This window comes from Nesterenkonia sp. PF2B19, from assembly GCF_001758425.2.
GTDB classification, from domain to species: domain Bacteria; phylum Actinomycetota; class Actinomycetes; order Actinomycetales; family Micrococcaceae; genus Nesterenkonia; species Nesterenkonia aethiopica.
Genome location: NZ_MDSS02000003.1, coordinates 72,672 through 96,768, shown reverse-complemented (window position 1 = coordinate 96,768; position 24,097 = coordinate 72,672). Strand labels below are relative to the sequence as shown.

The following is a 24,097-nucleotide window of genomic DNA, read 5'->3' as shown; positions in this document are numbered from 1 at the left end:
CCGGCCCTCTCCGTCAACCGGGAACTGCAGACTGCGTCTGCGACGTTAAGTACAGTAGGAGCACACTGAGAGGCGGATCCATGACGACGATTCCGATCGCTCACGTCACAGCCGAAGACCTACGCGCCGAGAAAGCAGAGCTCGAAGCACGCGCAGGGATGTCATTCGATGAGCTCTCCCAGTGCTCAGACGACGAACTCACACGAGCGCAGGTCGACATTCTGTTCCGCCTCGAAGGAGTCGTCGAGATGCTGCGACTTGAAGGCTGAACGACCGCATGCCTGACGATCCCTTGCTTCGCCAGATCGAGACATTCCCTCACACCACGAACAAGGCTCTCGAGACGGTCGCCGGCTCGGGCCATCACGTCGAGGTCACCCAAGCACGACGCTCCCTGGCGCTCACGACACCCGAACAGGGCATTCTTCTGCAGGCACGCCGACAGCCCGTCATGCGCCTTTCGCTGAAATACGTCTGCCGGTGGAGTCAGGACCGCCAGTACATGGCCATCCAAACCTCGTCAGTCCGAATCCTTCCGCTCGCCGAGGATGACCTCGCTCCCGAGGAACGCGACGACTTCCCGGCGACGAACGAGCCTCTCGTGCGCTTTGACTACGAGCGGGAGTCGAACAGCGTCCCGGCTTCGCACCTCAACGTCCACTCCCACCATCGGGGACTGGAGTGGATCATGCAACGCGGCCACCCGAAGTCGCGCAGCGTGCGATATGCGCCCCGGACCGAGAAACTTCACTTCCCCACCGGCGGCCACCGATTCCGGCCGTGCTTGGAGGACATCCTCGAAGCCTTGGCAGGTGACTTCGGCATCGACATCGCGGAAGGCGGTCGCCGGATACTCCGAGAGCAGCGGAGTGAGTTCCGTCGCCGCCAGCTCGCCGCCGCCGTCGGGGACGACACCGAGACTGCCGCCGACGCTCTTCGAAGCAAGGGATACCAGGTCACGTTGCCCCCATCAGCATCTCCGACATGCCGTCAGGGTGACCGACTGGAAGCGTTGTGAGGATCTCCGACGAGCACCAACCGGACTTTCGTGTGATCAGGAGATTGCAGTACAAACGCGCATTAGATTGAATTCGCGCCCCCAGAGTTCTCGTCTTCGAGCACGTCACGCGAACATCTCCGCCCGCGATGTCACTCCCGCATGTCAGCGCGATCGGATACGGTGACAGTGAGTGCCGACACACACGCGTAAGGGGGACTGCGATGCCGGCCCAGAGCAACTTCGCCTTCATCGAGGCTGAGTGGCCGCAGATCTACGCGTCCTGCCTGCGCGCCGAAGAATACATCAGCAGCGATCCCCGCTCCGCCTGCTTCTACGCCCGGCACTCCATCGAGCAGCTGATCGAACGCATCTACCAGCTCCGCGGCCTGCGCGACCCCTACCGTGACGACCTCGCCGCCCGCGTCCACGACCAACAGTTCCGCGAGATCAGCACCCAGGGCATCATCCAGAAGTTGGACCTGATCAGAAAAGTCGGCAACAAAGCCGTCCACGGAGACCAGACACCCCGCCCCGACGTCGCTCACCACGTGGTCCGCGACCTCCACCACGTGCTCATCTGGGCCGCCCAGCACTTCTCCACCGCCCCGGACACTGTGCCGGTCACCGCCGCCTTCGACCCGCAGCTCGCCGCCCGCCGCCAGCCCATGCGCGTGGACGAACTGCGCCAGCTCGCCGTCACGGTGCAGAAGGAGCAGGAGGACTACCGGCGCCAGCTCGAAGAGTCCGAGGCCAAGACTCGCGCCCTGGAAGAAGAGCTCGCCACGGTCCGCGCCCAGGTGGCCGAGGCGCAGCGGGCTAAGCAGGTCCGCGACACCCGCGACTACGACGAGGCCGCCACACGCACGCGCTACATCGACCTCGACCTCAGCGAGGCCGGCTGGACCCTCACGACACCAGGAGACGGCCGCACCCCGCCGAACCACGCCGAGACCGAAGTCAGGCTCACGCACCCGCACACCGGTCAGACCCTCTACGCCGACTACGTCCTCTGGGGCGACGACGGCCGCCCCCTCGCCGTCGTGGAGGCCAAACGCACGAGCCGAAACGCCGAGGCCGGGCAGGAGCAGGCCCGCCTCTACGCCGACGCCCTCGAAGCCGAACACCCTCAGCGTCCCCTGATCTTCTACACCAACGGCAGCACCACCTGGCTGTGGGACGACGCCTCCGGCTACCCGCCCCGGGAGGTCCGCGGCTTCCTCCGGAAGGAGGAGCTCGCCTGGCGCCTGCAATCCCGGCGCCGCCGGCGGCCGTTGCCCGAGACACCCATCAATGCCGACATCGTCGAACGCGACTATCAGACCCACGCCATCCGTACCGTCGGCGAGTCCTTCACCGACCGTCAGCGGGCCGCCCTACTGGTCATGGCCACCGGCACCGGCAAGACCCGTACCGTCATCGCCCTGGTGGACCAGATGCTGCGGGCCGGATGGGTCAAACGTGTCCTGTTCCTCGCCGACCGCACCGCCCTGGTGCGGCAGGCCGTCAACGCGTTCAAGGAGCACCTCCCCCAGGAGCCCCCGGTGAACCTGGTGGAGGAGAAGGACCAGGACGCGCGGATCTTCGTCTCCACCTACCCGACCATGCTCAACCGGATCCGGGAGTACACCGAGAAGCAGACCGGCCCCTTCAGCCCCGGATACTTCGATCTGGTCATCGTGGACGAAGCCCACCGCTCCGTCTACCAGAAGTACCGCAGCATCTTCGACTGGTTCGACTCCCTGCTGCTCGGGCTCACCGCCACCCCGGTGGACCAGGTGGACAAGAACACCTACCTGCTCTTCGAACAGGAGCCCGGGGTCCCCACGGACGCCTACTCGCTCGAGGAGGCCATCGACGACGGCTACCTCGTCCCGCCCCGCACCCTGACCCTGGGAACCCGCTTCCTGGACCGCGGCATCAGCTACGACGAGCTCTCCGAGGAGGACAAGCTCGCCTGGGACGCTCTGGAGTGGGACGAGGACGGTGAGATCCCCGACGCCGTCACCTCCGCCGAGATGAATCAGCGGCTCTTCAACGAGGACACGGTGGACAAGGTCCTCACCGAGCTCATGACCCACGGCATCACCGTCGCCGGCGGAGACCGGCTGGGCAAGACCATCATCTTCGCGAAGAACCAGCAGCACGCCGACTTCATCTACCAGCGCTTCAACCGGCAATACCCCCTGTACGGCGGAACCTTCGCACGCGTGATCACCCATCAGGTCGAGCACGCCCAGGACCTCATCGACTCCTTCAGCGTCCCGGAGGCCGAGCCGCACATCGCCATCACCGTCGACATGCTCGACACCGGCATCGACGTGCCCGAGGCCGTGAACCTGCTGTTCTTCAAACCCGTCTACTCCAAGACCAAGTTCTGGCAGATGGTCGGCCGCGGCACCCGCACCCGCCGAGACCTCTTCGGCCCCGGCCAGGACAAGACCGAGTTCCTGATCCTGGACGTCTGCGGCAACGTCGAATTCTTCAACGCCGACCTGCCCGAACGGGAGGCCGCCCGCCCGCAGTCCCTCAGCGAGCGCCTCTTCCGCCACCGGGTGGAGCTGCTGACCACGCTGCGCCACGGCACCGGGCGCTCCCCCACCGGCAACGGGACTCTCGGCAGACCTGACCTGGGGCACGCCGTCGTCGACGCCGTCGAATACCGGGCGGACCATCTCCACGCCGACATCGCCCATGCCGCCCGGCATCACGTGCTCGGTATGAACCCCCACAACGTGCAGGTCCGACCCCACCGTCAGTTGGTGGAGACCTACTCCTCCTCGGAGGCCTGGGAGAGACTCGACCCGGCCGAGGCTGAGCACGTCGCCGCGACCCTCGGACGGCTTCCCACCGGTGCGCAGCGCGACAAGGAAGAGGCCAAGACCTTCGACCTCACCGTGCTGCGCGCCCAGCTGGCGCAGCTGCTCGGCGACAGCAGCGCTTTCCAGACCCAGCAGCACCGGATCCAGGACATCGCCACCAACCTGCTGACCAAGGTCAACGTGCCCACGGTGAAGGCCCAGGCCCGCCTGCTGGAGGAGCTGGCCGATGACACCTGGTGGCAGGACACCTCCGCCCTGATGCTCGAAGACGTCCGACGGCGGCTCCGCGACCTCATCGTCTACGTGGACAAGCGCACCTGGAAGCCGGTCCACACCACGTTCACCGACGAGCTGATCGAAGCCCGCGAGGTGGACCTGGCCCGGACCACCCCGGGGACAGACATGCGTCGGTTCAAGGACAAGGCCACACGATTCCTGGAATCCCAGATGGACACGCTGGCCCTGCAGAAGCTGCGTCACAACCGTCAGCTCACCAGCCAGGACCTCGCCGCGCTGGAGGAGATGCTCCTCGAATCCGGTGCCGGGACCCGGGCGGACATCCAGGCCGCGGCCGAGGAGGCCCAGGGACTGGGCCTGTTCGTCCGCTCCCTGGTGGGTCTGGACCGCACCGCCGTACAGGCCAGCTTCAACGAGTTCATCGCCGGCTCCACCTTCTCCGCGCAGCAGCTGCGGTTCATCGACCAGGTCATCGACTACCTCACCGCCAACGGGGCCATGACCGTGGAGGCGCTCTACGAGTCCCCGCTCAGTGACAACGGAGACCCGGACAGCGTCATCGGGGATGACCGCGTCGACGTCGTCATCGACATCATCGAGAAGATCCGACGCCGCGCCACACCCTCCGAGAGTGAGGCCACCCAGTTCGAATCCCCCGGCCCCGACGCCACGGACCGCATCGCGACCTGACCACGCCGACGCGCAGCCACACCACCACACACGACGACGGCAGGCGGGTGGCCTCTCGCGGTCACCCGCCCGCCGTCGTCGTGTACGTCCTCCGGGTCCCTCAGTCCACCGCGACGAACACGTCGTCGGCAAACATGCCGGGCGACACCGTCAGCACGCCGTCCTCCACGCCGTCGGCCGGCACATGGAGGGCGACGTTGCCGGTGGTGGAGGCGCCTTCGTACAGCGTGCTCATGGAGTCGAAGCTGTCCGGTGTCACGGTGACCCTGTCGGAGGAGCGGAACGTGTTGCCCGCCGGGGAGACGTAGTCGACGCTGACCCACGGGGTGTCGCCCTCGGGGTCGTCACCGGTGTACTGGACGCTGAGGTCCACCAGGATGTAGGTGTGCCCCTCCTCCGGGTCCTCGTTGTACGGGTTCTCCGCCAGCACGGCGTCGGTGGCGTCGAGGTCCACCCCGTTGACGGTCACCGCCCAGTCGGAGGTGGAGATCTCCGAACCCAGCGGATACGGGTTCGCGCGGGTGCCCGGCTCGGCGTCATCGGCGGAGGCCTCGTCGTCCTCATCCTCCGAGGTCGCCGCGGCGTCGGCCTCCTCCTGGTCGGCCTCTTCCTCGGCAGCGGCGGCCGCGTCGTCAGAGCCGCCGACCTCCGAGCCGCCCGCTTCGGCGTCACCGTACTCCGCGTCGTCGCCCTCCTCCGCGGCGGTGGAGACGGTGGTCTCGTCGTTGAAGGCCTCATCGAAGGCGTCGGCCACCACGGCGAAGAACACGATGATCCCGACGACGGTGCCCACCACGGAGACGATCAGCCCGGCGATGCCTGCGCCACGCTTCTTCCCCTTCAGGAACAGGGACACCAGGGCCAGGACGAACGCGATGGGCAGCAGCACCCAGCCCAGGATCAGGGCGCCCGGCACACAGGCGAAGATCGCCCCGAGGATCGCCGTGATCAGTGCGATGATCCCAAGGATGTTCCTGCTCGGCCCGGCCTCGACGGCGGCGGGATCCGGATAGGTGGTCGACATGGTTCAACCTGCTTTCTTCATCGGTCTGCGAGTGAAGCACTCTGTGCTGATTCGAGCTTCTCGGACTGCGCGCATCACCGGCACCGCTGATCGGGCAGACAAGGATGCCTGATCGGGCATACTGAGCCGCCCGATCCGCCGTGTCCGCATGTCAGAGCGCCTCAGTACACTGACGGCATGTTCCCCCGATCGTGGCCCCGGGCCGTGCGCGTCATCCTCTCCGGCATCGTCGTGCTGGTGATGATGAGCACCGGGCTCCTGGTGACGGTGTCGACGGCGATGACGAACCCGGGGTACATCGACCCGGCGACGGACGAACCGACCACTCTCGGCGCCATCATGATCGGGGCGGCGATGCTGGCCCTGCTCACACTGCCTTTCTACCGGCGCGCTCCGCTGGTGCCGATGATCGCCGGCACCGTCGTCGCACTGCTGCTGCGCCTGGACCCCTTCGTCCTGGCCGTGGGGCTGACCGTGTGGGTGGTCCGGGCCGAGCGTCGCTGGCACTGGGCGGTCGCCGCCGCCGGATTCGCCGTCATCCTGATCTGCACGGGCCTGCATCTGTACGCCCTCACCGGCTGGCCGGATCCGGACTACCAGCGCACCGGGCAGATCCTGGTCGCGGTCGTCACGGTCCTGTGCCTGGGCCTGGTGCTGGGGATCTCCCTGGGCGTGCGGCAGCGCCGGTCCGCCCGCACCGCCGAGGCCCACGCCCGCGCCGCCGAGCACAGCAACGAGGCGCTCACCGAGCAGCTGACCCGTCAGCAGGAGCGGCAGATCCTGGCCCGGGAGGTCCACGACACGTTGGCCTCCGACCTCTCCGGGCTCTCCCTGCACGTGGGCGGGCTGGAGAAGGCCGCGCAGCACTCCGGTGACCCACGCCTCGGTGACGAGCTGCGCACCACCCGGCACTATGCGGACCGGGCACTGACCAATCTGCGCACCCTGCTGACCTCCCTGCGTGAAGGCGACGCCAGCGACGCCGCCCCGGCACCCTCCCGCGCGGGGTCACCGACCTGCAGGCCCTGTTCGCCGAGGCCGCGGCCGGCGGCGTGGACGTGCGTCCCTTCGTGCTCGTCGACGGCTTCTCCTCAGCCCCTGACGCCCTGCAGCACGCGGTCCGCCGCATCCTCCAGGAAGCCCTGACCAACGTGCTGCGGCACAGCAGCGACCGCACCGCGGAGATCAGCCTGACCGGCGGCGAGGGCCAGGGGATCGATCTGCGGGTCACCAACCGGCTCCCCGAGCATCCCCGCTTCACCGCCGGCTCCGGCACGGGTCTGGTCGGCCTGGAGGAACGGGCCCGGGCGCTCGGCGGCACAGTGGAGACTCATCAGCACGAGGGCCGCTTCATCCTCACCGTCCGGCTGCCCTGGCCTCCGCCCGAGGCCGCCGAGCCGCCCGGCTGAGCCGCGGCCCGTCCCCCGCCTCTGACCTGGGGCTCCCCCGTCGCGTCAGCCCCCAGTTGGTAGACTTCCCGCGTGATGCTCTCTGTGGTGATGGTCGACGACGACGCCCTGGTCCTGGGCTCGTTGCAGAACATCCTGAGCGGCGAGGAGGACATCGCCGTCGTCGCCACCGCCCCGTCGGGTGCCGAGGCGATCGACGCCGTCCGCACCCACCGGCCCGACGTCGTCGTGATGGACCTGCACCTGGGTGCAGGCATGGACGGCGTCGAGGCCATCCGCCGGCTCCGCGAGCAGCTGGCCCCGCCCGCCGTCCTGGCGGTGACCGCCTTCGGCACGGACACCCACCTGCATGGCGCCCTCGACGCCGGGGCCACCGGCTTCCTCCTGAAGGAGGACGCTACCGAATTCCTCGCCACCGCCCTGCGCATGGCCCACGACGGCGACCCGATGATCTCACCGGCGATGACCTCCCGGCTGATCGCCAGCTACGTCGGCCCGCGGACGGAGCCGGTCTGCGAGTCGGCCCGTCGACGCGTGAGCCGACTCGCTGAGCGCGAGATCGCCGTGGCCCGGCTGATCGGTGACGGCAACACCTATGAAGACATCGCAAGTGAGCTGTTCATCTCGCCGAGCACCGTCAAGAGCACCCTGCCAGCGCGCGGGCCAAGATCGGGGCGGACACCAGCGCCCAGCTGGCCGTCATCGTCGCCCAGGCCCGCCTGGATCTGAACGGCCGGGCCTGACGAGACAGCCGTGACACCGCCCTCTGGTTGAATGGTGCCCATGTCTGAGACCACCACGATTCCCGCTCCCCCGGAGGCGAAGAAGGTCCCCACCATCCGTGTCCACCACGGGGACACTGTCACCGATCCCTATGAGTGGCTGCGGGACAAGGAGTCCCAGGAGGTCCTGGAGCACCTGCACGCGGAGAACCGCTACACCGACGCCGTCACCGCGGACCAGGAGCCGCTGCGTGAGGCGATCTTCTCCGAGATCAAGCACCGCACCGTGGAGACCGACCTCACGGTGCCCTCCCGGCGCGGCGGGTTCTGGTACTTCACCCGCACCATCGAGGGCGAGCAGCACCCGATCTACTGCCGTGTGCCGGTGAGCGCCCCGGAGTCAGAAGCTCCCGAGTCCCGATCCCTGGACGCCTGGACCCCACCCGAGGTGCAGCCCGGGGAGCCGCTCGACGGTGAGGTCACCTACTTCGACACCAACGCCGAGGCGAAGCCCCACGCCTTCTACCAGCTCGGCGGGATGAGCATCGACGAGTCCGGCCGGCTGCTCGCCTACTGCGAGGACACCACCGGGGACGAACGGCACACCCTGCGCTTCCGGGACCTCACCACCGGGGAGAACCTGCCAGAGACCGTCGAGGACGTCCACGGCGCCGCCGTCCTGGACCCCACCGGGTCGCGCGCCTACTACATGGTGGCCGACGAGTCCTGGAGGCCCTGGCGTCTCTACGTCCATACTCTGGGCACCGACGCCTCCGAGGATCGGCTGCTGCTGGAGATCACCGACGAGCAGCTCTGGAGCGGGTTCGGGGTCTCCTCGGACAAGCGCGAGCTGATCATCCTCTCCGGCAATTCCGAGTATGACGAGTCCCGCCTGCTGGACCTCACCGACCCCGACGCCGAGCCGGTGCTGCTGATCTCCGCGGACCGCCGGCTGCTGCACAGCGTGGACCCGATCGAGCTCGACGGCGAGCGGAAGCTGCTGGTCACCCACAATGCCGGGGGCCCGAACAATGCGCTGAGCCTGACCACCGCAGAGGCGCTGGCCGCCCAGCGGTCCGAAGACCCCCTGGACCTGGGCACCACCGTGCTCCCTCACGAGGACACCGTCAAACTCGAAGGCGTCACCGTCACGGCCGCCCAGGTGCTGGTCAGCGCCCGGCGCGACACCGTGGAGTCCGTGCAGCTGCTCTCCCTGGACGCACTGCGCAACGTCCGCGACGGCGGCGCGGCGGTGCCGACGTCGTCGCTTCCCGGGCCGGGGTTCGAGGAGGAGCTGTTCACCTGCGCGGTGACCTCCGCCGAGCATGAGGCCCCCCTGTTCCGGGTGCTGTACACCTCCTGGTTCACGCCGCCGCGCATCTATGACATCCCGCATGCCGCCCCCTCCGACGACGGCGGGGACGCCGCTGCGCCCACCCCGATCCTGCGCCGCGAGACCCCGGTCCACGACGTCGACCTCTCTGCCTACCGCGCCACCCGGATCTGGGCACCCGGGGACGGCACCGCGCCGGACGGCTCCCCGGTGCAGGTCCCGGTCACCGTGATGCACCACCGCGACGTCGCCCCGGACGGCACCAACCCGACTCTGGTCTACGGCTACGGCTCCTATGAGATGAGCATGGACCCGTCCTTCGGGATCCCCCGCCTGTCCCTGCTGGACCGTGGGATCGTGTTCGCCATCGCCCATGTGCGCGGCGGCGGGGAGCTGGGACGCTGGTGGTACGAGGACGGCAAGAAGCTGACCAAGACCCACACGTTCAGTGACTTCCTCTCCGCCACCGACCAGCTGGTGGAGGCCGACTGGGCGGACCCGGCGCGCATCGCGGCCCTCGGCGGATCCGCCGGCGGACTGCTGATGGGCGCGATCGCGAACATGGCCCCGGAGAAGTACACCGCGATCGTCGCGCAGGTGCCGTTCGTGGACAACCTGACCTCCATCCTGGACCCGGACCTGCCGCTGTCCGCCCTGGAGTGGGAGGAATGGGGCAACCCGATCCAGGACGCCGAGGTCTACGCCTACATGAAGTCCTACTCCCCCTATGAGAACGTCCGGGACACCCGCTACCCGGCCATCGCCGCGGTCACCAGTCTGCATGACACCCGGGTGCTGTACGTGGAGCCCGCCAAATGGGTGCAGCGGCTGCGCGAGCATCAGCAGGGCGAGGCGCCGGTGGTGCTGAAGATCGAGATGGACGGCGGCCACGGCGGCGCCTCCGGCCGCTACGAGTCCTGGAAGGAGCGCGCCTGGGACTACGCCTTCCTGGCGCACCACCTGGGCGCGGCCGAGCGGCGGTTCTGATGGGCGAGACCGTCACCGTCGAGGGCCCGTGGACGGAACACCCGGAGATGGTGCGCGTCTACGACGTCGAGAACTCCGGCGGCTGGGACCACGAGTTCTACACCGCGCTGATCGAGCAGAAGGACGCTCGGCGGGTCACCGACATCGGCTGCGGCACCGGGGTGCTCGGAGTGGAGCTGGCTCGTCGAGGGTTGCAGGTCACCGGAGTGGACCCCTCGGAGGCGATGATCGAGGTCGCCCGCACCCGGCCGGGCGGCGATGCCGTCACCTGGATCCATGGCACCGCGGAGCAGCTGCCGACGGCGGCGGCCGACGTCGCCGTCATGGAGGGCCACGTAGCCCAGTACTTCCTGCCCCGCGCGGCCTGGGACGAGGTGCTGGCCCACGCCCACCGGAACCTGGCCGACGGCGGCTGGCTGGCCTTCGAGTCCCGGAACCCGGAGGCCCTGGAGCTGGACGCCTGGGACGCCGAGCACACCCGGGAGACCCAGCCGCATCCCGACGGCGGCGAGTTCACCTCCTGGGTGGAGCTCGCCGGGGTGGATGCGACCTCGCTGACGCCGCCGACGACGGCCCGCTGATCACCCACCGCGGCCACACGGTGCTGCCCGACGGACGACACCTGGTGGTCCACGAGACCCTGCGCTACCGGAGCCTGGCCACGCTGGTGGAGTCCCTGGGGCAGGCCGGTTTCGTGGTCGCCGAGGTCTGGGGAGACTGGGACCGGGAGGAACTCGCCGAGGACTCCCCCGAGATCATCATCCTCGCGCAGAAGCTGCCGGACCCGCCGAGTGAGGAGCCGCAGGCAGCCGAATGACGAACCGGGTGCGGCCCGGCCGGGACTCACAGCGGATAGTCCCCCGGTGGGCGTGGACGATCGCCGCGCAGATCGCCATCCCCAGGCCGGTGTTGCCCTGACCGGCCTCGGCATCGCCGCGGCTGCGAGCGCCGTCGCCGCGCACGAACCGGTCGAAGATGCGGGGCTGCAGCTCCTCCGGGATGCCGGGGCCGTCGTCCTCGACGGTCACCTCCACGGCATCTGCACGGTCCGCACGCAGGCGCAGGATCACCGAGGTGCCCTCCGGGGTGTGGTCCTTCGCATTGTTGACCAGGTTGGACACCACCTGGTGCAGCCGGGCGGCGTCCCCGCGGACCGTCAGATCCGCAGCGCCCTCGGGCAGGTCGATGTGCCACTGATGCCCCGGGGCGGTCAGCTGGGCGTCCGCGGAGACGTCCACCAGGATGCGGGCCAGTTCCACGGGTTCCTCGGCCAGCGGCACCCCGGAGTCCAGGCGGGCCAGCAGCAGCAGGTCCTCCACCAGCAGCCCCATCCGCTGCGATTCGGAGCGGATCCGCTGGGAGGAATGCCCCAGCTCCTCCGGCATCTCCGTCCGGCGGCGCTCCATCAGCTGGGCGTGGGCGCTGATCGCCGCCAGCGGGGTGCGCAGCTCGTGGCCGGCGTCGGCGATGAACCGGCGCAGCTGGTCCTCGCTGCTCTGCCGCCGGCCGATGGCGTCTTCCACATGGTCCAGCATCCGGTTCAGCGCCGCACCCACCTGCCCCACCTCGGTGCCCGGTGAGGTGTCCTGGTCCTGCACCCGGCTGGGCATGGAGACGGTGCCCTCGGCCAGCGGGGTCTGCGACACCTGGGAGGCCGTGCGGGCCAGCCGTTCCAGCGGGCGCAGCCCCAGCCGGATGATCCAGCGCCCGCCCAGGGCCGCCAGGGTGACCCCCAGCAGCCCCACCACGGTGAAGGACAGGGTCATGTCCCGGATGGTCTGGTCCACCTCGGACAGGGACTGCCCCACCACCACCTGTCCGCCGCCGTCGAGGGCGGCCGAGGTGACCCGGTAGGAGCCGTGATCGCTCAGCTGGACCGTCTCGGCGTAGGGCTCCCGGCCCGCACCGTCGAGCAGCTGATGCCGTTCCGCGTCCGAGAGCGGCGACACCACCCCGGACTCATCGGTGAGTTCGGCGACCTCTTCGACGCCGTCGGCCTCGATGACCACCACGGAGCGGGCCCGCATCCGGGGGATCTCCTGGGCCTCGTCCTCCACAGCGGAGCGTTGCGCCTCCAGCACGGTCTCGAGCTGGTCGTCCACCCGGTCCAGCACGGTGTGCCGCTGCACCGCCACCGTCACCACCCCGATCACGACGGTAGCCACCACCAGCAGCATCACGATCCCGGCCACCAGCTGGCGGCGCAACGGCCAGCGACTCAGCCGGGCCAGGGTCCGCTCACTCATCGGCGGCCCTGATCGAATAGCCGACCCCGCGCAGCGTGTGGATCATCGGCGGGCCGAGCGCGTCGATCTTGCGCCGCAGGTAGGAGATGTAGAGCTCCACCACCGAGGAGCGGCCCCCGACGTCGTACTGCCACACCGCGTCCAGGATCTGAGCCTTGGACAGCACCTTGCGCTGGTTCTCCATCAGGTACCGCAGCAGGGAGAACTCGGTGGCGGTGAGCTCCACCGGCGCCCCGGCCCGGGTGACCTCATAGGTGTCCTCGTCCAGGACGAGGTCTCCGACCACCAGCACCGAGGACTCCTCCGCCACATGCCGCACGTGCCGGCGCACCATGCCGCGCAGCCGCACCACCACTTCCTCCACGGAGAAGGGCTTGGTCACGTAGTCGTCCCCGCCGGAGGTCAGTCCGGCGATCCGATCGGCGACGTCGTCCTTGGCGGTGAGGAACAGCACCGGCACATCCTCTCCGGAGGCCCGCAACCGGCGGACCACCTCGAAGCCGTCGATGCCGGGCATCATCACGTCCAGCACGACGACGTCGGGGCGGAGCTCCCGCACCGCGGCCAGTGCGGCCTGGCCGTTGCCCACCCGGTGAGGCTCCCAGCCCTCGGCACTGAGCGCCATGGCCAGGACTTCGCTGAGCATCGGGTCGTCGTCCACCACCAGCGCCCGGATCGGACTGCCGTCCAGGCGGGTCAACGTATGCTCCTGACTCCCCATGGGAGCACCCTACCGGCTGGGCAGGCTCTCACCATGGTGGATCCCCGAGGCGAAGTGCCGGCGCAGCGTGCGCTTCCAGGGGGTCGCCGGAAGCTCCGGGCACAGCGCCGCCAGGCCGGTGCAGTACTTGGACAGCCGGGTCGGCCGCACGCCCAGCTGCCACAGGATCCGGTCCGCCTGGCCCGCGCCCGAGGCCGACTTCGTCTCGACGACGGCGAGGCCCGGGGTGGTCAGGGACTCGCTGCGTGCGGGTGTGGAGCCGGCCTCGGCGGTGCTGACATGCCGGGTCCACTGGAGGTCGGTGTCGATCGTCATCCGCGACGGCGGCTCCCCCGGCTCCGCGGCAGGAAGCAGCACCGTGGTGCGCCGGTAGGCGGTGCCCAGCGACGGCACCAGCTCCTCGATCCGCGCCGGGTCCACTCCGGTGGAGGACAGGGCGGCGGCGACGTCGTCGTCGGCGGTCCCGCGGAAGCGGTCCAGCTGGACATAGGGGTGGCTGGTGCGTTCCTTGACCGTCTCCCCGCGGGACCCTGAGCGTTTGATCTCCAGGTAGGCCTGGCCGGTGTCCACATACTGGCGGGTGCGCAGCTTGAAGCGACGCCGCCGGCGCAGCGTGGACTGCAGGTAGGAGACCCGGTCCGGGGTGTCGAAGTACAGGGACCGGTACCGCATGGCCCGTGCCCCGGAGATCTCCAGGACCCGGGCTGGGTCCTCCTGGAGGTGACGCAGCAGCGCCTCCACCTGGGGACCATGGACCACGTATTTGCGGTCCACGCGGGTCTGCAGCGCAGCCTGCGCGTTGAGCTGGTCCAGCGTGATGGGGGCGAATCCGGCCGCGAGGGACTCGACCATGCGCCCGGGCGGGGTCGCGTGGGGCAGGCTCATGCCCGACGCTCCAGCCCCTCGGCCACAGGATGCTCTGCCGCGGACGGACCCGCCAGGTCCGCCTCGGTGCGGAGGTCCTGGGGGCGCGCATCGGACCACCGCACGTTGACCGTCATGGTGTCGTCCACGAGGTCCACTCGGGTGATGCTCACGGAGCGCACCGGCGCGCCGATGAGGGGCTCGAGCCGGGCGCGCACCGTGTCCAGGTCGAGGTCCGCGCCGTCGAGGCGCAGGGTCTGCTGACGGGACCGGCCCAGCACCTTCCGGGAGTCCACCAGGGCCACGGCCAGCAGGATCAGGGCGATCAGGGCGACGCCTAGGGCGGGGTCGATCCCGTCGAAGCCGGCGATCAGGCCGATGGCCAGCGAGGCGAAGTAATAGGCCACCTCATGCTGGGAGATCTCGGAGGAGCGCAGCCGGATGATGGACAGCACGCCGAAGAGGCCGAGGCCCACCCCGATGCCGATCTCCAGGGAGGACAGCACCGCGGCGACGGCGAAGACGCCGATGTTGACCACCACGAACGCGGTGACCAGGTCCCGGCGGTGGTGACGGCGGAAGTACAGGCCGAAGGTCAGCAGCAGGATCGCTGCGGCGTCGACCATGACCATCCAGAGGTGTTCCATGGGGTTCTCCTGGGGTTCTCGATGACGTGTCGAGTCCCCATGGAAGGGCACGATCTTATGAACGCCCTATGAATCGGCGATGTCTCGGTCAAGAATTCGTAGGGCGCTCGCCTGACCCCCTGCTACCGTGAGGCCATGCCGTGGTTCGCCTGGATCGTCCTCACCGCCATCATCGTCGGCGGGATCGTCGCCGTGGTCACGGCGCGGACAGAGCGCGGGATCGGGGCACCGGGCGACCGTGAGGAGCTCGAGCAGCTCAAGAGGCGCCTCTCCGAGCTGGAGAGGCGTCCTGCCGCTCCGGAGCTGGAGGAGCCGCACATCCCGACCCGGGCCGAGGAGAACCTCACCGCCGAGGACCGGTGGCGCCTGGACATGCTGGAGGCCCGGCTCGAGAGCCTCGAGCAGCAGTCCACCGACGAACCGGACAGCGACGAACCCGACCACGGCGACTCTGGCCACCCCGGCGACTCTGGCGATTCCGACGGCTTCAGCGGCACCACGCGCTGACGACGTCGTCGTCCAGAAGGGCCACATCCAGATCGGAGTCCTCGATGTCGACGCCGATGGGCAGCGTCCCGGCCAGCGCCCAGCCCTCGACGCCGGAGATGTCGTCAAGTCCGAGCCCGTCCAGCAGCCGCTGCGCCTCCGCCAGCCGAGCGCGGTCCCTGAGAGTCACAGTGCCTGGGCGTACTGCCCGTGGGGGCCGGTGCGGGCGATCGGCTCGCCGTCGAGGGCCAGCACGAAGTCCGGGGTGTCGCCACCCTGCGGCAGCTTCTCGGTGATCTCGGGCAGCACCCGGGAGCCCTCGTTGGAGATCCACCGGGCGTGGGAGGCCCGCACCTGGCGCGCGAAGGACTCGCGGTCCTCCAGCGGCAGGTAGGCGAGCACCGCCGAATGGAACACCACCGGGGTGACCCCGTAGGGCACCTGGTCCAGCAGCTGGGGCAGCATCCCGTTCAGGTCCCCGCGCACGATCGACGGCGGCTGGGCGGCCACCAGCTGGGCGCCGGCGTGGATGCGGTCCAGCCGATACTCCATGCCCGGCCACACCAGATGCTCCAGCCACTCCCGGTCCTCCTCCCGGCGAAGGTCCAGCGGGTTCAGGTCCACGCCGGCGCGCCAGGCGATCTCCGGCAGCGATGACGGCGGCTCGATGCCTTCCAGCCCGCAGTCCAGCTCCACCTCGGCGCGCACCGGGCCTGTCGGTTCCAGGGTGACGGGGCCCGCAGCCGTGCCGTAGCGGATCTCCCAGCAGTCGGGGTAGAGCAGCAGGCCGGCGGAGGCTCCCACTTCGATGAGGGCGACCGGGCCCTCGATCCGGGACAGGGCGAGGTTCAGCACCGCGCTGCGCCCGGGCTCATTGGTCTGGGTGCGCCGTTCCCGCATCGTAGTGGTGATGTCCTCCCAGTGGGCGAGGATCTGCGGGCGGGCGTCCGCCCAGGCCTTGAGCGGAGTGCCGTGCAGCCGCGCGGCGGCGAAGAGCAGGTTCGGCTGGCGCTTCTCCGGAGGCAGGGCCAGCAGGCGGTCGAGCACCTCGGTGTCCTCAGCGACCCCCAGGGCCCAGTCCTCGTAGAGCACCGACACCGGGGCCGCCTCGACGTGCCCGAAATGCCGGTAGAACTCGCGCAGGTGGTCCAGGTCGCCGTCGTGTGTGATCTCCCGCATACCCACACCCTACGGCCAGCTCAGCATCCGCGGAAGGACCCTCCGGTACGGTGAACCCATGGAGCGCATCCCGGAGTCCCCCGCCTCGGCGGACCTCGGCCGCCGCACCGGTTTCGATCCCCGGCGCCATGCCTTCCGGTTCCCGAACCGCTTCGTGGACGTGCTCTTCTCCGGCCGACTGCCCCCGGTGGTGGGCCGGAAGGTCACCTGGACCGGACGCGGGCGATGCGGCGGGATGGCGTTCTCCGCGCTGGACCACCTCCACGCCGAGGCGAAGGTGCCGCCGTCGACGTCTGAGGACTTCCGCACCGCAGACGGGACGTCTCCGGGCGTCCCGCCGGACGGGCATCCGCTGGCCGATCACATTCGGGCCCGCCAACGCCACAGCATGCTCAGCGGCTGGCACGGCGCCCTGAACGGACTTCGGTACCTGACGTGGAGCGCGATGCCCACCGGGTGGCTGATCGGGCTCACCCGGAGGGAGGTTCGGCGCGCCCTGGCCTCGCTCGACGACGGCGTCCCCGTGGTCCTCGGGCTGGTGAGCGTCCACTCGCTGCGCCCCTCGGCGCTGGGTCGCAACCACCAGGCGGTTTGCCACGGGTACCGGCGCTCCCCGGCGGGCGAGCTGGAACTGCTGCTCTACGACCCCAACCACCCCTACGATCCGGGCGCCCCGGCTCACAGCGCGGTGGTGCTCCGGCAGCGCGAGGGGGACGCGCCGTCGTCGCCGTATCAGTCCGGGGCTCCGGGTTCGGTGCCCCGGCTCTGGCGCGGCTTCTTCGTGGCGCGGTACCGGCCCCGTCCGCTGCCGCCCGCGCTGCGCTGACGGGCCGTCCGCGTGGTCAGTGTTCCGGGCCGCGGTCGTGTCCAGGGCAGCGTCATCAGCGCCCATACCGCAGCAACGAGCACGATCTCCCAGAGGATGTAGATCGGCCACGGGCCCAGCAGATCCAGGATCGAGTCGCCTGGGGGAAGCTCGTTGAGGAAGCCGTAGTTGGTGCCCAGCCAGGAGTTGAGGACCATGACGATCGCCGCCCACCCCAGCACGGCCGCGTAGGCGAGGCGGAAGTCTCGCCATCCCGGCCGGTGGCCCAGTCCCCAGACGACGACGAGCGCCACCAGCAGCACCGCGATGTGCAGCCCCCAGTAGAAGGGAAACTCCACCGGTGAGAACCGCAGCTGACTGGGATGCGGGGTCAGCAGCGCCTGGGTGTTGAGCGTCAGGCCCCAGTACCAGGTGATGGCCACCGCCCAGCGGGAGCGCCGGATCAGCGCGACGGCCGCGATGATGCGCAGCACGTCCGAGTAATGCAGCGGCAGTGAGCGCCCGATGTCCCAGTTCTCCGGGAGCATCCACCAGCCCATCCAGGCCAACGACGCCGCCAGCAGCAGCCAGCCCGCCAGGCAGGTCACACGGTGCTCAGCCGGATGGCCTCGCAGCCGTCGGGCGCCCCAGACGACCACCACGCCCAGCACGGCCGCCAGTCCCAGCAGAGCCAGATGGCGCCCGCCGAAGACCTCAGGTGCGGCGGCGGCGATCACAGGGCTCACATCTCCACTGTACGTGTGAAGCGGTCTCGGCCCCACAGTCCGTCACGAAGACTCACCCCGAGAGAGGTGAACACTTGCCAGGAGATGTGACGTGCACTACATTTTCGTTCATCGGGAGAACAAAATGAGCTCACCCGCCGATCTCCCGCCGCACCCTCGGTGCCGCAACCCGGTACACAGCTCCGAACCGGCCACGGAAGCCTGATCACCTTCCTCGCCGGAACATGAACATTCCTACGAAAGGTGATGACATTCCCATGACCACCGCTCAGACGCCGCCCGCCCGGACGGCGACACGACCCCCGTCCACCGGCCGCATCCGCCGACTTCTGCACCGCCGCGCCGTCGCCGTCGCTGCTGCGCTGGCCATGCTGTGCGGGGCCGTTCTGGCCACCCCAGCCTCGGCCCAGCCCGTCTACGAGGACACCCAGGGATACCACGACGGCTACTTCTACACGTTCTGGACCGACGCCCCCGGGACCATCACCATGAACCTGGAACCGGGCGGCAGCTACTCCACGCAGTGGGGCGACACCGGGAACTTCGTCGTCGGAAAGGGCTGGTCCACCGGTACGTCCCGGACCGTGGACTACTCCGCGACGTTCAACCCGTCGGGCAACGGCTACCTGGCCCTCTACGGCTGGACCCGTGGCCCGCTCGTGGAGTACTACATCATCGAGGACTACGGCACCTACCGTCCCACCGGTGACTACAAGGGCACCTTCTGGTCGGACGGCAGCTACTACGACATCTACGAGACCACTCGGGTCGAGGAGCCGTCGATCGACGGCACCCAGACGTTCCAGCAGTACTGGAGCGTCCGGCATGACACGCGCACCAGCGGGTCGATCACCACGGCGAACCACTTCCACGCGTGGGAGCAGGCCGGCATGCCGCTGGGCAGCCACGACTACCAGGTCATGGCCACCGAGGGCTACCAGTCCTCCGGCAGCTCGTCCGTGACGGTCCACACCGCCCCGTGATGCGCAGGCCCTGACCCCAGGCCGAGACTCTGCACCCCGGAATCACGATCGCACCGCCATATCTGGTGAGGCAGACGTGATTTCGGGGTGCAGAACGGCCGGAACCCACGACGGCGGCGGTATCGTGAGCCGCATGACCAGTCACGCGGCCCGAGCGTCCGGGTGGCGCACACGCCCCGAATCGCCGACGGATCCCGCCGATGCGGCCGCCGTGCGCCGCATCACGCGCGCCGCCTTCGAGACCAGCGCCGAGGCAGATCTGGTGGACGCTCTCCGGCAGGACCCTGCCTGGATCCCCGGGCTCTCCATGCTGGCGCTGACACCGGAGGGTGAGCCGGTGGGCCACGCCTTGCTGACCCGCTGCCACATCGGTGAGATGCCGGCCCTGGCCCTGGCTCCCTGCTCGGTCGTCCCGGTTCACCAACGCACCGGAGCGGGATCGGCCGCCACCCGCGCCGGCCTCGACGCCGCCCGGGACTTGGGCGAGGACGCCGTCGTCGTGCTGGGCCACCCTGAGTACTACCCCCGGTTCGGCTTCGAACGAGCCTCCTCCCACGGGATCAGGGTCGGCTTCGACGTCCCTGACGAGGCTCTGATGGCACTCAGCCTCACCGGTTGCCCACTGCCGACGGGGACGATCCGGTACCCCGCACCGTTCGGCGTCTGAGACTGGTCCTCTGCACCCCGCGACGGCGGCGGTATCGTGACACCCATGACAGCGGATGAGCACTGGGAGCGGCTCCTCACCGCCCTGGAGCAGGACGACACGATCCTGGAGCAGACGATCCGTGACATCCGCGCCACCGTACCGGGCTACGACGACGTCCCCGACTCCGCCCTGGAGTCCTCCGTGCGGCGCAACATCGCCCTGAGCATCCGGACAGTGCGTGCCGGGTTCGAGCCCTCCCCGCAGGACGTCATCGAGGCCGACGCGCTGGCCTCGGAGCGCTATGCCCAAGGCGTGCCCGTGGGCAGCGTGCTGGCGGGCTTCCGAGTGTGCATGTCCGTGATCCTGCACCGGCTGCTGGAGCACGCCCCGGCCCACCGCATTCCCGCCGACCAGGTGCTGGCCTCCTCCACCATCCTCTGGGCATTGGGAGACGCCTTCTCCTCCCGGGCGGTGCTCGTCTACCAGGACAAGGACCTCGCCCGAGCTCTGGCCGACTCCACACGCCGGGCGGCATGGATCGGCGACGCCGACGCCACCGTGGATGGAGCCCGCGGAGCTGGCCCGGGGCGCGGCCCTCTACGACGTCCCCACCTCCGCGCCGCTGCGCGCCCTGGCCGCCGACTCCCACCCGGAGGCCGACGTCGACCGCCAGCGCGCCCTCGACGACTGGGCAGAGCGGGCCGGAGTGAGGATCCTGACCGCAGTCCGCGCCTCCTCGCTGGTGGGGATCGTCATCGGAGAACCCACTCCCGGAATCCACCCGGCCCGGCTCACCGCGGCGCTGGGCCCCGCCGTCGCGCTGGACGAGCTGCCACGATCCTTCGAATCCGCCTCTGCGGCCCTGCGCGCCGCCGGGGCGGTGGGCCGCACCGGGCTGGTGGATCTGGAGAGCCTGTCCTGGCGGGCCGGGGTGCACGCCTCTCCGGAGGTCACCGCTCTGCTGAGGGAGCGCTACCTGGCGCCGCTGGAGGACACCGGCAGCTTCGGCGAGCATGTGCTCGAGGCCCTGGAGGCGTACCTGACCCACCGGCTGAGCATCCCCCTGGCAGCCCGCAGCATCCCCGTGCACGTCAACACGCTGCGCTACCGGCTCCAGCGCTTCGGCGAGATCGCCGGGGCAGATCTGGGCGACCTGGACACCCTGATCGAGATCTCATGGGCGCTGGCGTCCCGACGGTCCGGCCCACCTCGTGGCGGTGCTTCGTAGCTGGACACAAGATCCGCACCCCAGCGTTGAACATGTCGATGTAGCCCAGATCACAGTCCGCGGAGCATGCTGGTCCACGGCGACGAGATCCCGTCGCCCGACCACCACCTCCGAAGAGGAGACCTCATGATCCTGGGCATCATCGGCATCATCGTGTCCCTGCTGCTGCTGATCACGCTCGCCTACCGGGGCGTGCCGGTCATCCTGGCCGCCCCCATCTCCGCCGTCGTCTGCCTGGTGTTCTCCGGGGCCCCGATCCTGGCCTCCTACACCGAGGTGTTCATGCCCGCGATGGCCGGGTTCGTGGGCAGCTGGTTCCCGATCTTCCTGGTCGGGGCCATCTTCGGGATCCTGATGACCGTCACCGGATACGCGGAGTCCATCGCCCGCACGGTGACCGGCTGGATCGGCAGCCGCAGCGCCATCGCCGCCACGGTGATCACCTCCGCCCTGATGACCTACGGCGGCATCAGCCTGTTCGTGGTCGCCTTCGTGATGTACCCGCTGGCCCGCGAGCTGTTCCGTGTGGCGGACATCCCCCGTCGGCTCATCCCGGGCACCATCGCGCTGGGCATCTTCACCTTCACCATGACGGCCCTGCCGGGCTCCCCGCAGGTGCAGAACATCATCCCCGGGCAGTTCTTCGACACCGGAGCCTATGCAGGCCCCGGCGTCGGCATCCTCGGCGGTGTGCTGATCTTCGGCCTCGGCCTGCTGTGGCTGGAGCACCGGCGTCGCAGCCTCATCACCAAGGGCGAGCATTTCGAGTCCCCGGAGTCCAAGAAGGTCATCGGAGGCTCCGCCGACGACGGCTCGCAGGTCACCATCACCCTGGCCCCGCCGAACCGGATCGTGCCGTTCCTGCCGCTGCTGATGGTCTTCGCCGTGAACTTCGCCTGCACCCTGGTCATCTTCCCCGCCCTGGACTGGTCCTACCTGCAGGAGGAGACCTTCGGGTCCATCGCCTACGACTCCCGGGCCGGCCTGTGGGCCGTGCTGGTCGCCATCGTGGCCGCGGTGCTGCTGATCGTGGCCATGAACTTCGGCCAGTGGAGCACTCTGAAGGTCGGGTTCAGCGACGGCGTCAAGCGCTCCATGCTGCCGATCTTCTCCACCGCCTCCGAGGTGGGCTACGGGGCCGTCGTCGCCTCCGTGGCCGCCTTCGCCGTGGTCCGCGACTCGGTGTTCGGCATGGGCGCCAACGCGCTGGTGACCTCGGTGGTCACCACCTCCATCACCGCCGGTCTCACCGGCTCTTCCTCGGGCGGCATGACGATCGCGCTCAACGCCCTCGGCGGGGACCTGCGCGCCATGGCTGAGGCGGAGGGGATGAGCCTGGAGATGATGCACCGTCTGACGGCCATGGCCGCCGGCGGACTCGACACCCTGCCGCACTCCGGCGCGGTGGTCACCCTGCTGATCGTGTGCGGGCTCACCCATCGCCAGTCGTACAAGGACATCGGTATGGTGACGCTTGTCATCCCGGTGCTGGTCGTGGCCGCGCTGATCGCCCTGGTCTCTGCCGTCGGCGGCTTCTGATCCGCACCTGCCAGTCCCGAGACCTGCCCGCCCCGACAGCTGATCGCCCCAACCTCACCCCCGTTCCCCAGGAGGAGATCCATGGACCCCCAGCCCACCCGGACCCCGCCGATCCCTGCCGACGCGCTGGCCGGTCGACGCGCCGTCGTCACCGGCGGGGCCTCCGGCATCGGGGCGGCCTGCGTGCGGGCCTTCGCCGCCGCCGGCGCGGAGGTCACGGTCTGCGACCGCGACGGCACGCCGCCACGGCCCTGGCCTCCGAGGTGGGCGGCCGGGCATGGACCGTGGACCTGGCCGAGACCTCCGCGCTGGAGGAGCTGAGTGAGGAGACCGGCGTGCCTGACGCCGACATCCTGGTCAACAACGCCGGCGTCCAGCGGGTGTCCCCGCTGCATGAGTTCGACCCCGAGGCCTGGCGCTTCATGCACCGCCTCATGGTGGAGTCCCCGTTCCTGCTCATCCGCGCCGCGCTTCCCGGGATGTACCAGCGCGGCTTCGGCCGGATCCTCAACATCTCCTCGGTCCATGGGCTGCGCGCCAGCGCCTACAAATCCGCCTATGTGGCCGCCAAGCACGCGCTGGAGGGCCTGTCCAAGGTCACAGCCCTGGAGGGCGCCGACCACGGCGTGACCTCCAACTGTCTCAACCCGGCCTATGTGCGCACCCCGCTGGTGGAGAAGCAGATCGCCGACCAGGCCCGCCTCCACGGCATCGGTGAGGACGAGGTGGTGGAGCGCATCATGCTCACCGAGTCCGCGGTGAAGCGACTGGTTGAGCCCGAGGAGGTCGCCTCCCTGGCCACCTGGCTGGCCTCCGACGCCGCCGGCATGGTGACCGGCACGTCCTACGCCATCGACGGAGGGTGGACCGCGAGCTGACGGGCCGCTCCCACCGACGCCGGCCTCCCCACCAGAGATCCGCACCGACCACCACGACCCACACAGACCCACACAGACCTGCACCGATCCAGAGCCACCGAGTCCCCGAGGAGGACCCATGACCATCGACAAGTCCGTGGCGACCGCCGCCGAGGCCGTCGCCGACATCCCCGACGGCGCCTCGCTCGCCGTCGGCGGCTTCGGCCTCTCCGGCAACCCCATCCAGCTCATCGAGGCGCTGCTGGAGCAGGGGGCCTCCGGGCTCTCGGTGGCCTCCAACAACTGCGGCGTGGACGACTGGGGACTGGGCATCCTCCTGTCCGCCGGGCGCATCGCGAAGATGACGTCCTCGTACGTGGGCGAGAACAAGGAATTCGCCCGCCAGTACCTGGAGGGCGAGCTGGAGCTGGAGCTGGTCCCGCAGGGGACCCTGGCGGAGAAGATGCGCGCCGGCGGTGCCGGGATCCCGGCGTTCTACACCCGCTCCGGCGTCGGCACCCAGGTGGCCGAGGGCGGCATCCCGATGAAGTACGACGGCGCCGGCGGAGTCGCACAGGAATCTCCCCCGAAGGAGGTGCGTCCCTTCACCGTCCATGACGGACGCGAGCTGGAGTTCGTGCTGGAGGAGTCGATCGTCACCGACTTCTCCCTGGTGCACGCCGCGAAGGGCGACCGGCACGGCAACCTGGTGTTCAACAAGGCGGCCCGCCAGTTCAGCCCGGACGCGGCCATGGCCGGCCGCATCTGCATCGCCCAGGTGGAGGAGCTGGTGGAGCCGGGCGAGATCGACCCCGACACCGTCCACCTCCCCGGGGTCTTCGTGCACCGCGTCGTGGAGGTCGGCACGGAGATCGAGAAGCCCATCGAGAAGCGCACCGTCCGCAGCGACGAGAAGGAGTGACCCT

Annotated in this window: 24 protein-coding genes and 1 pseudogene; 17 read left to right on the top strand and 8 right to left on the bottom strand. The window is 69.6% G+C overall.

Annotated elements, in window-relative coordinates; translation table 11 throughout:
* Window positions 1-80: 80 nt before the first annotated feature.
* The 3 genes from BCY76_RS01660 to BCY76_RS01650 all read left to right on the top strand — a co-directional run bounded on the left by BCY76_RS01660 (window position 81) and on the right by BCY76_RS01650 (window position 4,746).
* Entirely contained in the window at window positions 81-269 is a 189-nt protein-coding gene (locus BCY76_RS01660; protein ID WP_070158867.1) for a hypothetical protein, read from the top strand.
* An 8-nt stretch (window positions 270-277) separates the two neighbouring features.
* The gene (locus BCY76_RS01655) at window positions 278-1,018 is read left to right on the top strand and encodes a hypothetical protein (protein WP_070158866.1); all 741 of its coding nucleotides are present in this window, start codon (window positions 278-280) and stop codon (window positions 1,016-1,018) included.
* Window positions 1,019-1,221: 203 nt separating this feature from the next.
* Window positions 1,222-4,746, top strand: a complete 3,525-nt coding sequence (locus tag BCY76_RS01650) for a DEAD/DEAH box helicase family protein (protein ID WP_070158865.1) — start codon at window positions 1,222-1,224, stop codon at window positions 4,744-4,746.
* 100 nt (window positions 4,747-4,846) lie between these two features.
* Here BCY76_RS01650 and BCY76_RS01645 read toward each other — a convergent pair whose 3' ends face one another.
* A complete protein-coding gene (locus BCY76_RS01645) occupies window positions 4,847-5,770 on the bottom strand; it encodes a hypothetical protein (RefSeq protein WP_070158864.1) in 924 nt (307 codons plus the stop codon).
* 177 nt (window positions 5,771-5,947) lie between these two features.
* On the opposite strand from BCY76_RS01645, the gene BCY76_RS01640 reads away from it, so the two are divergent.
* The 6 genes from BCY76_RS01640 to BCY76_RS01615 all read left to right on the top strand — a co-directional run bounded on the left by BCY76_RS01640 (window position 5,948) and on the right by BCY76_RS01615 (window position 11,038).
* Window positions 5,948-6,916, top strand: coding sequence for a histidine kinase (locus BCY76_RS01640; protein ID WP_070158863.1), 969 nt, complete (start codon window positions 5,948-5,950; stop codon window positions 6,914-6,916).
* A gap of 5 nt (window positions 6,917-6,921) precedes the next feature.
* The gene (locus tag BCY76_RS01635) at window positions 6,922-7,179 is read left to right on the top strand and encodes a hypothetical protein (RefSeq protein ID WP_237089906.1); all 258 of its coding nucleotides are present in this window, start codon (window positions 6,922-6,924) and stop codon (window positions 7,177-7,179) included.
* Window positions 7,180-7,254: 75 nt separating this feature from the next.
* On the top strand, window positions 7,255-7,908 hold the full coding sequence (locus BCY76_RS01630; RefSeq protein WP_237089909.1) for a response regulator transcription factor: 654 nt from the start codon (window positions 7,255-7,257) through the stop codon (window positions 7,906-7,908).
* Between the two features lie 54 nt (window positions 7,909-7,962).
* The gene (locus BCY76_RS01625) at window positions 7,963-10,221 is read left to right on the top strand and encodes a S9 family peptidase (RefSeq protein WP_070158880.1); all 2,259 of its coding nucleotides are present in this window, start codon (window positions 7,963-7,965) and stop codon (window positions 10,219-10,221) included.
* Window positions 10,221-10,802 carry a class I SAM-dependent methyltransferase gene (locus BCY76_RS01620; RefSeq protein ID WP_070158861.1) on the top strand — a complete coding sequence of 194 codons (582 nt, stop codon included), beginning with the start codon at window positions 10,221-10,223 and terminating at the stop codon, window positions 10,800-10,802. Before BCY76_RS01625 ends, BCY76_RS01620 begins: the two co-directional genes overlap by 1 nt.
* 44 nt (window positions 10,803-10,846) lie before the next feature.
* A complete protein-coding gene (locus BCY76_RS01615; protein WP_139827559.1) occupies window positions 10,847-11,038 on the top strand; it encodes a hypothetical protein in 192 nt (63 codons plus the stop codon).
* Here BCY76_RS01615 and BCY76_RS01610 read toward each other — a convergent pair.
* The 4 genes from BCY76_RS01610 to BCY76_RS01595 are packed head-to-tail and all read right to left on the bottom strand — an operon-like array spanning window position 10,980 to window position 14,699.
* Entirely contained in the window at window positions 10,980-12,467 is a 1,488-nt protein-coding gene (locus BCY76_RS01610; RefSeq protein ID WP_139827558.1) for a sensor histidine kinase, read from the bottom strand. The genes BCY76_RS01615 and BCY76_RS01610 overlap by 59 nt on opposite strands.
* Window positions 12,460-13,188, bottom strand: coding sequence for a response regulator transcription factor (locus BCY76_RS01605; RefSeq protein ID WP_070158859.1), 729 nt, complete (start codon window positions 13,186-13,188; stop codon window positions 12,460-12,462). Before BCY76_RS01605 ends, BCY76_RS01610 begins: the two co-directional genes overlap by 8 nt.
* Before the next feature lie 9 nt (window positions 13,189-13,197).
* The gene (locus BCY76_RS01600; protein WP_237089905.1) at window positions 13,198-14,073 is read right to left on the bottom strand and encodes a polyphosphate polymerase domain-containing protein; all 876 of its coding nucleotides are present in this window, start codon (window positions 14,071-14,073) and stop codon (window positions 13,198-13,200) included.
* Window positions 14,070-14,699 carry a DUF4956 domain-containing protein gene (locus BCY76_RS01595; protein WP_085437074.1) on the bottom strand — a complete coding sequence of 210 codons (630 nt, stop codon included), beginning with the start codon at window positions 14,697-14,699 and terminating at the stop codon, window positions 14,070-14,072. Before BCY76_RS01595 ends, BCY76_RS01600 begins: the two co-directional genes overlap by 4 nt.
* 135 nt (window positions 14,700-14,834) lie before the next feature.
* On the opposite strand from BCY76_RS01595, the gene BCY76_RS01590 reads away from it, so the two are divergent.
* Window positions 14,835-15,206, top strand: a complete 372-nt coding sequence (locus tag BCY76_RS01590) for a hypothetical protein (protein WP_070158858.1) — start codon at window positions 14,835-14,837, stop codon at window positions 15,204-15,206.
* Here BCY76_RS01590 and BCY76_RS01585 read toward each other — a convergent pair.
* Both BCY76_RS01585 and BCY76_RS01580 read right to left on the bottom strand, forming a co-directional pair.
* Window positions 15,187-15,375 (bottom strand): hypothetical protein, encoded by a 189-nt coding sequence (locus BCY76_RS01585; RefSeq protein WP_070158857.1) that lies wholly within the window; start codon window positions 15,373-15,375, stop codon window positions 15,187-15,189. The genes BCY76_RS01590 and BCY76_RS01585 overlap by 20 nt on opposite strands.
* Window positions 15,372-16,364 (bottom strand): DUF2332 domain-containing protein, encoded by a 993-nt coding sequence (locus BCY76_RS01580; protein ID WP_070158856.1) that lies wholly within the window; start codon window positions 16,362-16,364, stop codon window positions 15,372-15,374. The genes BCY76_RS01585 and BCY76_RS01580 overlap by 4 nt, the downstream gene beginning before the upstream one ends.
* Before the next feature lie 58 nt (window positions 16,365-16,422).
* On the opposite strand from BCY76_RS01580, the gene BCY76_RS01575 reads away from it, so the two are divergent.
* A complete protein-coding gene (locus BCY76_RS01575; RefSeq protein WP_070158855.1) occupies window positions 16,423-17,190 on the top strand; it encodes a hypothetical protein in 768 nt (255 codons plus the stop codon).
* Here the strand turns inward: BCY76_RS01575 and BCY76_RS01570 are convergent.
* A complete protein-coding gene (locus tag BCY76_RS01570; RefSeq protein WP_083277296.1) occupies window positions 17,097-17,915 on the bottom strand; it encodes a YwaF family protein in 819 nt (272 codons plus the stop codon). The two genes, BCY76_RS01575 and BCY76_RS01570, sit on opposite strands and share 94 nt — an antisense overlap.
* Window positions 17,916-18,172: 257 nt before the next feature.
* Here BCY76_RS01570 and BCY76_RS01565 point away from each other — a divergent pair, with 257 nt between their 5' ends.
* From BCY76_RS01565 to BCY76_RS01540, 6 genes and pseudogenes are all read left to right on the top strand, one after another.
* Window positions 18,173-18,898, top strand: coding sequence for a glycoside hydrolase family 11 protein (locus tag BCY76_RS01565; protein ID WP_070158853.1), 726 nt, complete (start codon window positions 18,173-18,175; stop codon window positions 18,896-18,898).
* A gap of 133 nt (window positions 18,899-19,031) precedes the next feature.
* Complete coding sequence (locus tag BCY76_RS01560) at window positions 19,032-19,565, top strand: GNAT family N-acetyltransferase (RefSeq protein ID WP_070158852.1); 534 nt, start codon at window positions 19,032-19,034, stop codon at window positions 19,563-19,565.
* Window positions 19,566-20,109: 544 nt separating this feature from the next.
* Window positions 20,110-20,775: a PucR family transcriptional regulator gene (locus BCY76_RS01555; protein WP_085437073.1), complete on the top strand. Its 666-nt coding sequence runs from the start codon at window positions 20,110-20,112 to the stop codon at window positions 20,773-20,775.
* 126 nt (window positions 20,776-20,901) lie between these two features.
* Entirely contained in the window at window positions 20,902-22,314 is a 1,413-nt protein-coding gene (locus tag BCY76_RS01550; protein WP_085437079.1) for a GntP family permease, read from the top strand.
* An 81-nt stretch (window positions 22,315-22,395) separates the two neighbouring features.
* Window positions 22,396-23,192: pseudogene (locus tag BCY76_RS01545) on the top strand (3-hydroxybutyrate dehydrogenase).
* A gap of 118 nt (window positions 23,193-23,310) precedes the next feature.
* Window positions 23,311-24,093 carry a CoA transferase subunit A gene (locus tag BCY76_RS01540; RefSeq protein WP_070160736.1) on the top strand — a complete coding sequence of 261 codons (783 nt, stop codon included), beginning with the start codon at window positions 23,311-23,313 and terminating at the stop codon, window positions 24,091-24,093.
* Window positions 24,094-24,097: the final 4 nt, after the last annotated feature.

What these genes read in the sequence shown, in the direction of transcription:
- BCY76_RS01655 (WP_070158866.1), top strand. Translation starts at nt 278, where the DNA reads ATGCCTGACGATCCCTTGCTTCGCCAGATCGAGACATTCCCTCACACC.
- BCY76_RS01565 (WP_070158853.1), top strand. Translation starts at nt 18,173, where the DNA reads ATGACCACCGCTCAGACGCCGCCCGCCCGGACGGCGACACGACCCCCG.
- BCY76_RS01590 (WP_070158858.1), top strand. Translation starts at nt 14,835, where the DNA reads ATGCCGTGGTTCGCCTGGATCGTCCTCACCGCCATCATCGTCGGCGGG.
- BCY76_RS01640 (WP_070158863.1), top strand. Translation starts at nt 5,948, where the DNA reads ATGTTCCCCCGATCGTGGCCCCGGGCCGTGCGCGTCATCCTCTCCGGC.
- BCY76_RS01630 (WP_237089909.1), top strand. Translation starts at nt 7,255, where the DNA reads ATGCTCTCTGTGGTGATGGTCGACGACGACGCCCTGGTCCTGGGCTCG.
- BCY76_RS01575 (WP_070158855.1), top strand. Translation starts at nt 16,423, where the DNA reads ATGGAGCGCATCCCGGAGTCCCCCGCCTCGGCGGACCTCGGCCGCCGC.
- BCY76_RS01550 (WP_085437079.1), top strand. Translation starts at nt 20,902, where the DNA reads ATGATCCTGGGCATCATCGGCATCATCGTGTCCCTGCTGCTGCTGATC.
- BCY76_RS01580 (WP_070158856.1), bottom strand. Translation starts at nt 16,364, where the DNA reads ATGCGGGAGATCACACACGACGGCGACCTGGACCACCTGCGCGAGTTC.
- BCY76_RS01620 (WP_070158861.1), top strand. Translation starts at nt 10,221, where the DNA reads ATGGGCGAGACCGTCACCGTCGAGGGCCCGTGGACGGAACACCCGGAG.
- BCY76_RS01600 (WP_237089905.1), bottom strand. Translation starts at nt 14,073, where the DNA reads ATGAGCCTGCCCCACGCGACCCCGCCCGGGCGCATGGTCGAGTCCCTC.
- BCY76_RS01625 (WP_070158880.1), top strand. Translation starts at nt 7,963, where the DNA reads ATGTCTGAGACCACCACGATTCCCGCTCCCCCGGAGGCGAAGAAGGTC.
- BCY76_RS01605 (WP_070158859.1), bottom strand. Translation starts at nt 13,188, where the DNA reads ATGGGGAGTCAGGAGCATACGTTGACCCGCCTGGACGGCAGTCCGATC.
- BCY76_RS01560 (WP_070158852.1), top strand. Translation starts at nt 19,032, where the DNA reads ATGACCAGTCACGCGGCCCGAGCGTCCGGGTGGCGCACACGCCCCGAA.
- BCY76_RS01650 (WP_070158865.1), top strand. Translation starts at nt 1,222, where the DNA reads ATGCCGGCCCAGAGCAACTTCGCCTTCATCGAGGCTGAGTGGCCGCAG.
- BCY76_RS01645 (WP_070158864.1), bottom strand. Translation starts at nt 5,770, where the DNA reads ATGTCGACCACCTATCCGGATCCCGCCGCCGTCGAGGCCGGGCCGAGC.
- BCY76_RS01660 (WP_070158867.1), top strand. Translation starts at nt 81, where the DNA reads ATGACGACGATTCCGATCGCTCACGTCACAGCCGAAGACCTACGCGCC.
- BCY76_RS01595 (WP_085437074.1), bottom strand. Translation starts at nt 14,699, where the DNA reads ATGGAACACCTCTGGATGGTCATGGTCGACGCCGCAGCGATCCTGCTG.
- BCY76_RS01540 (WP_070160736.1), top strand. Translation starts at nt 23,311, where the DNA reads ATGACCATCGACAAGTCCGTGGCGACCGCCGCCGAGGCCGTCGCCGAC.
- BCY76_RS01555 (WP_085437073.1), top strand. Translation starts at nt 20,110, where the DNA reads ATGGAGCCCGCGGAGCTGGCCCGGGGCGCGGCCCTCTACGACGTCCCC.
- BCY76_RS01610 (WP_139827558.1), bottom strand. Translation starts at nt 12,467, where the DNA reads ATGAGTGAGCGGACCCTGGCCCGGCTGAGTCGCTGGCCGTTGCGCCGC.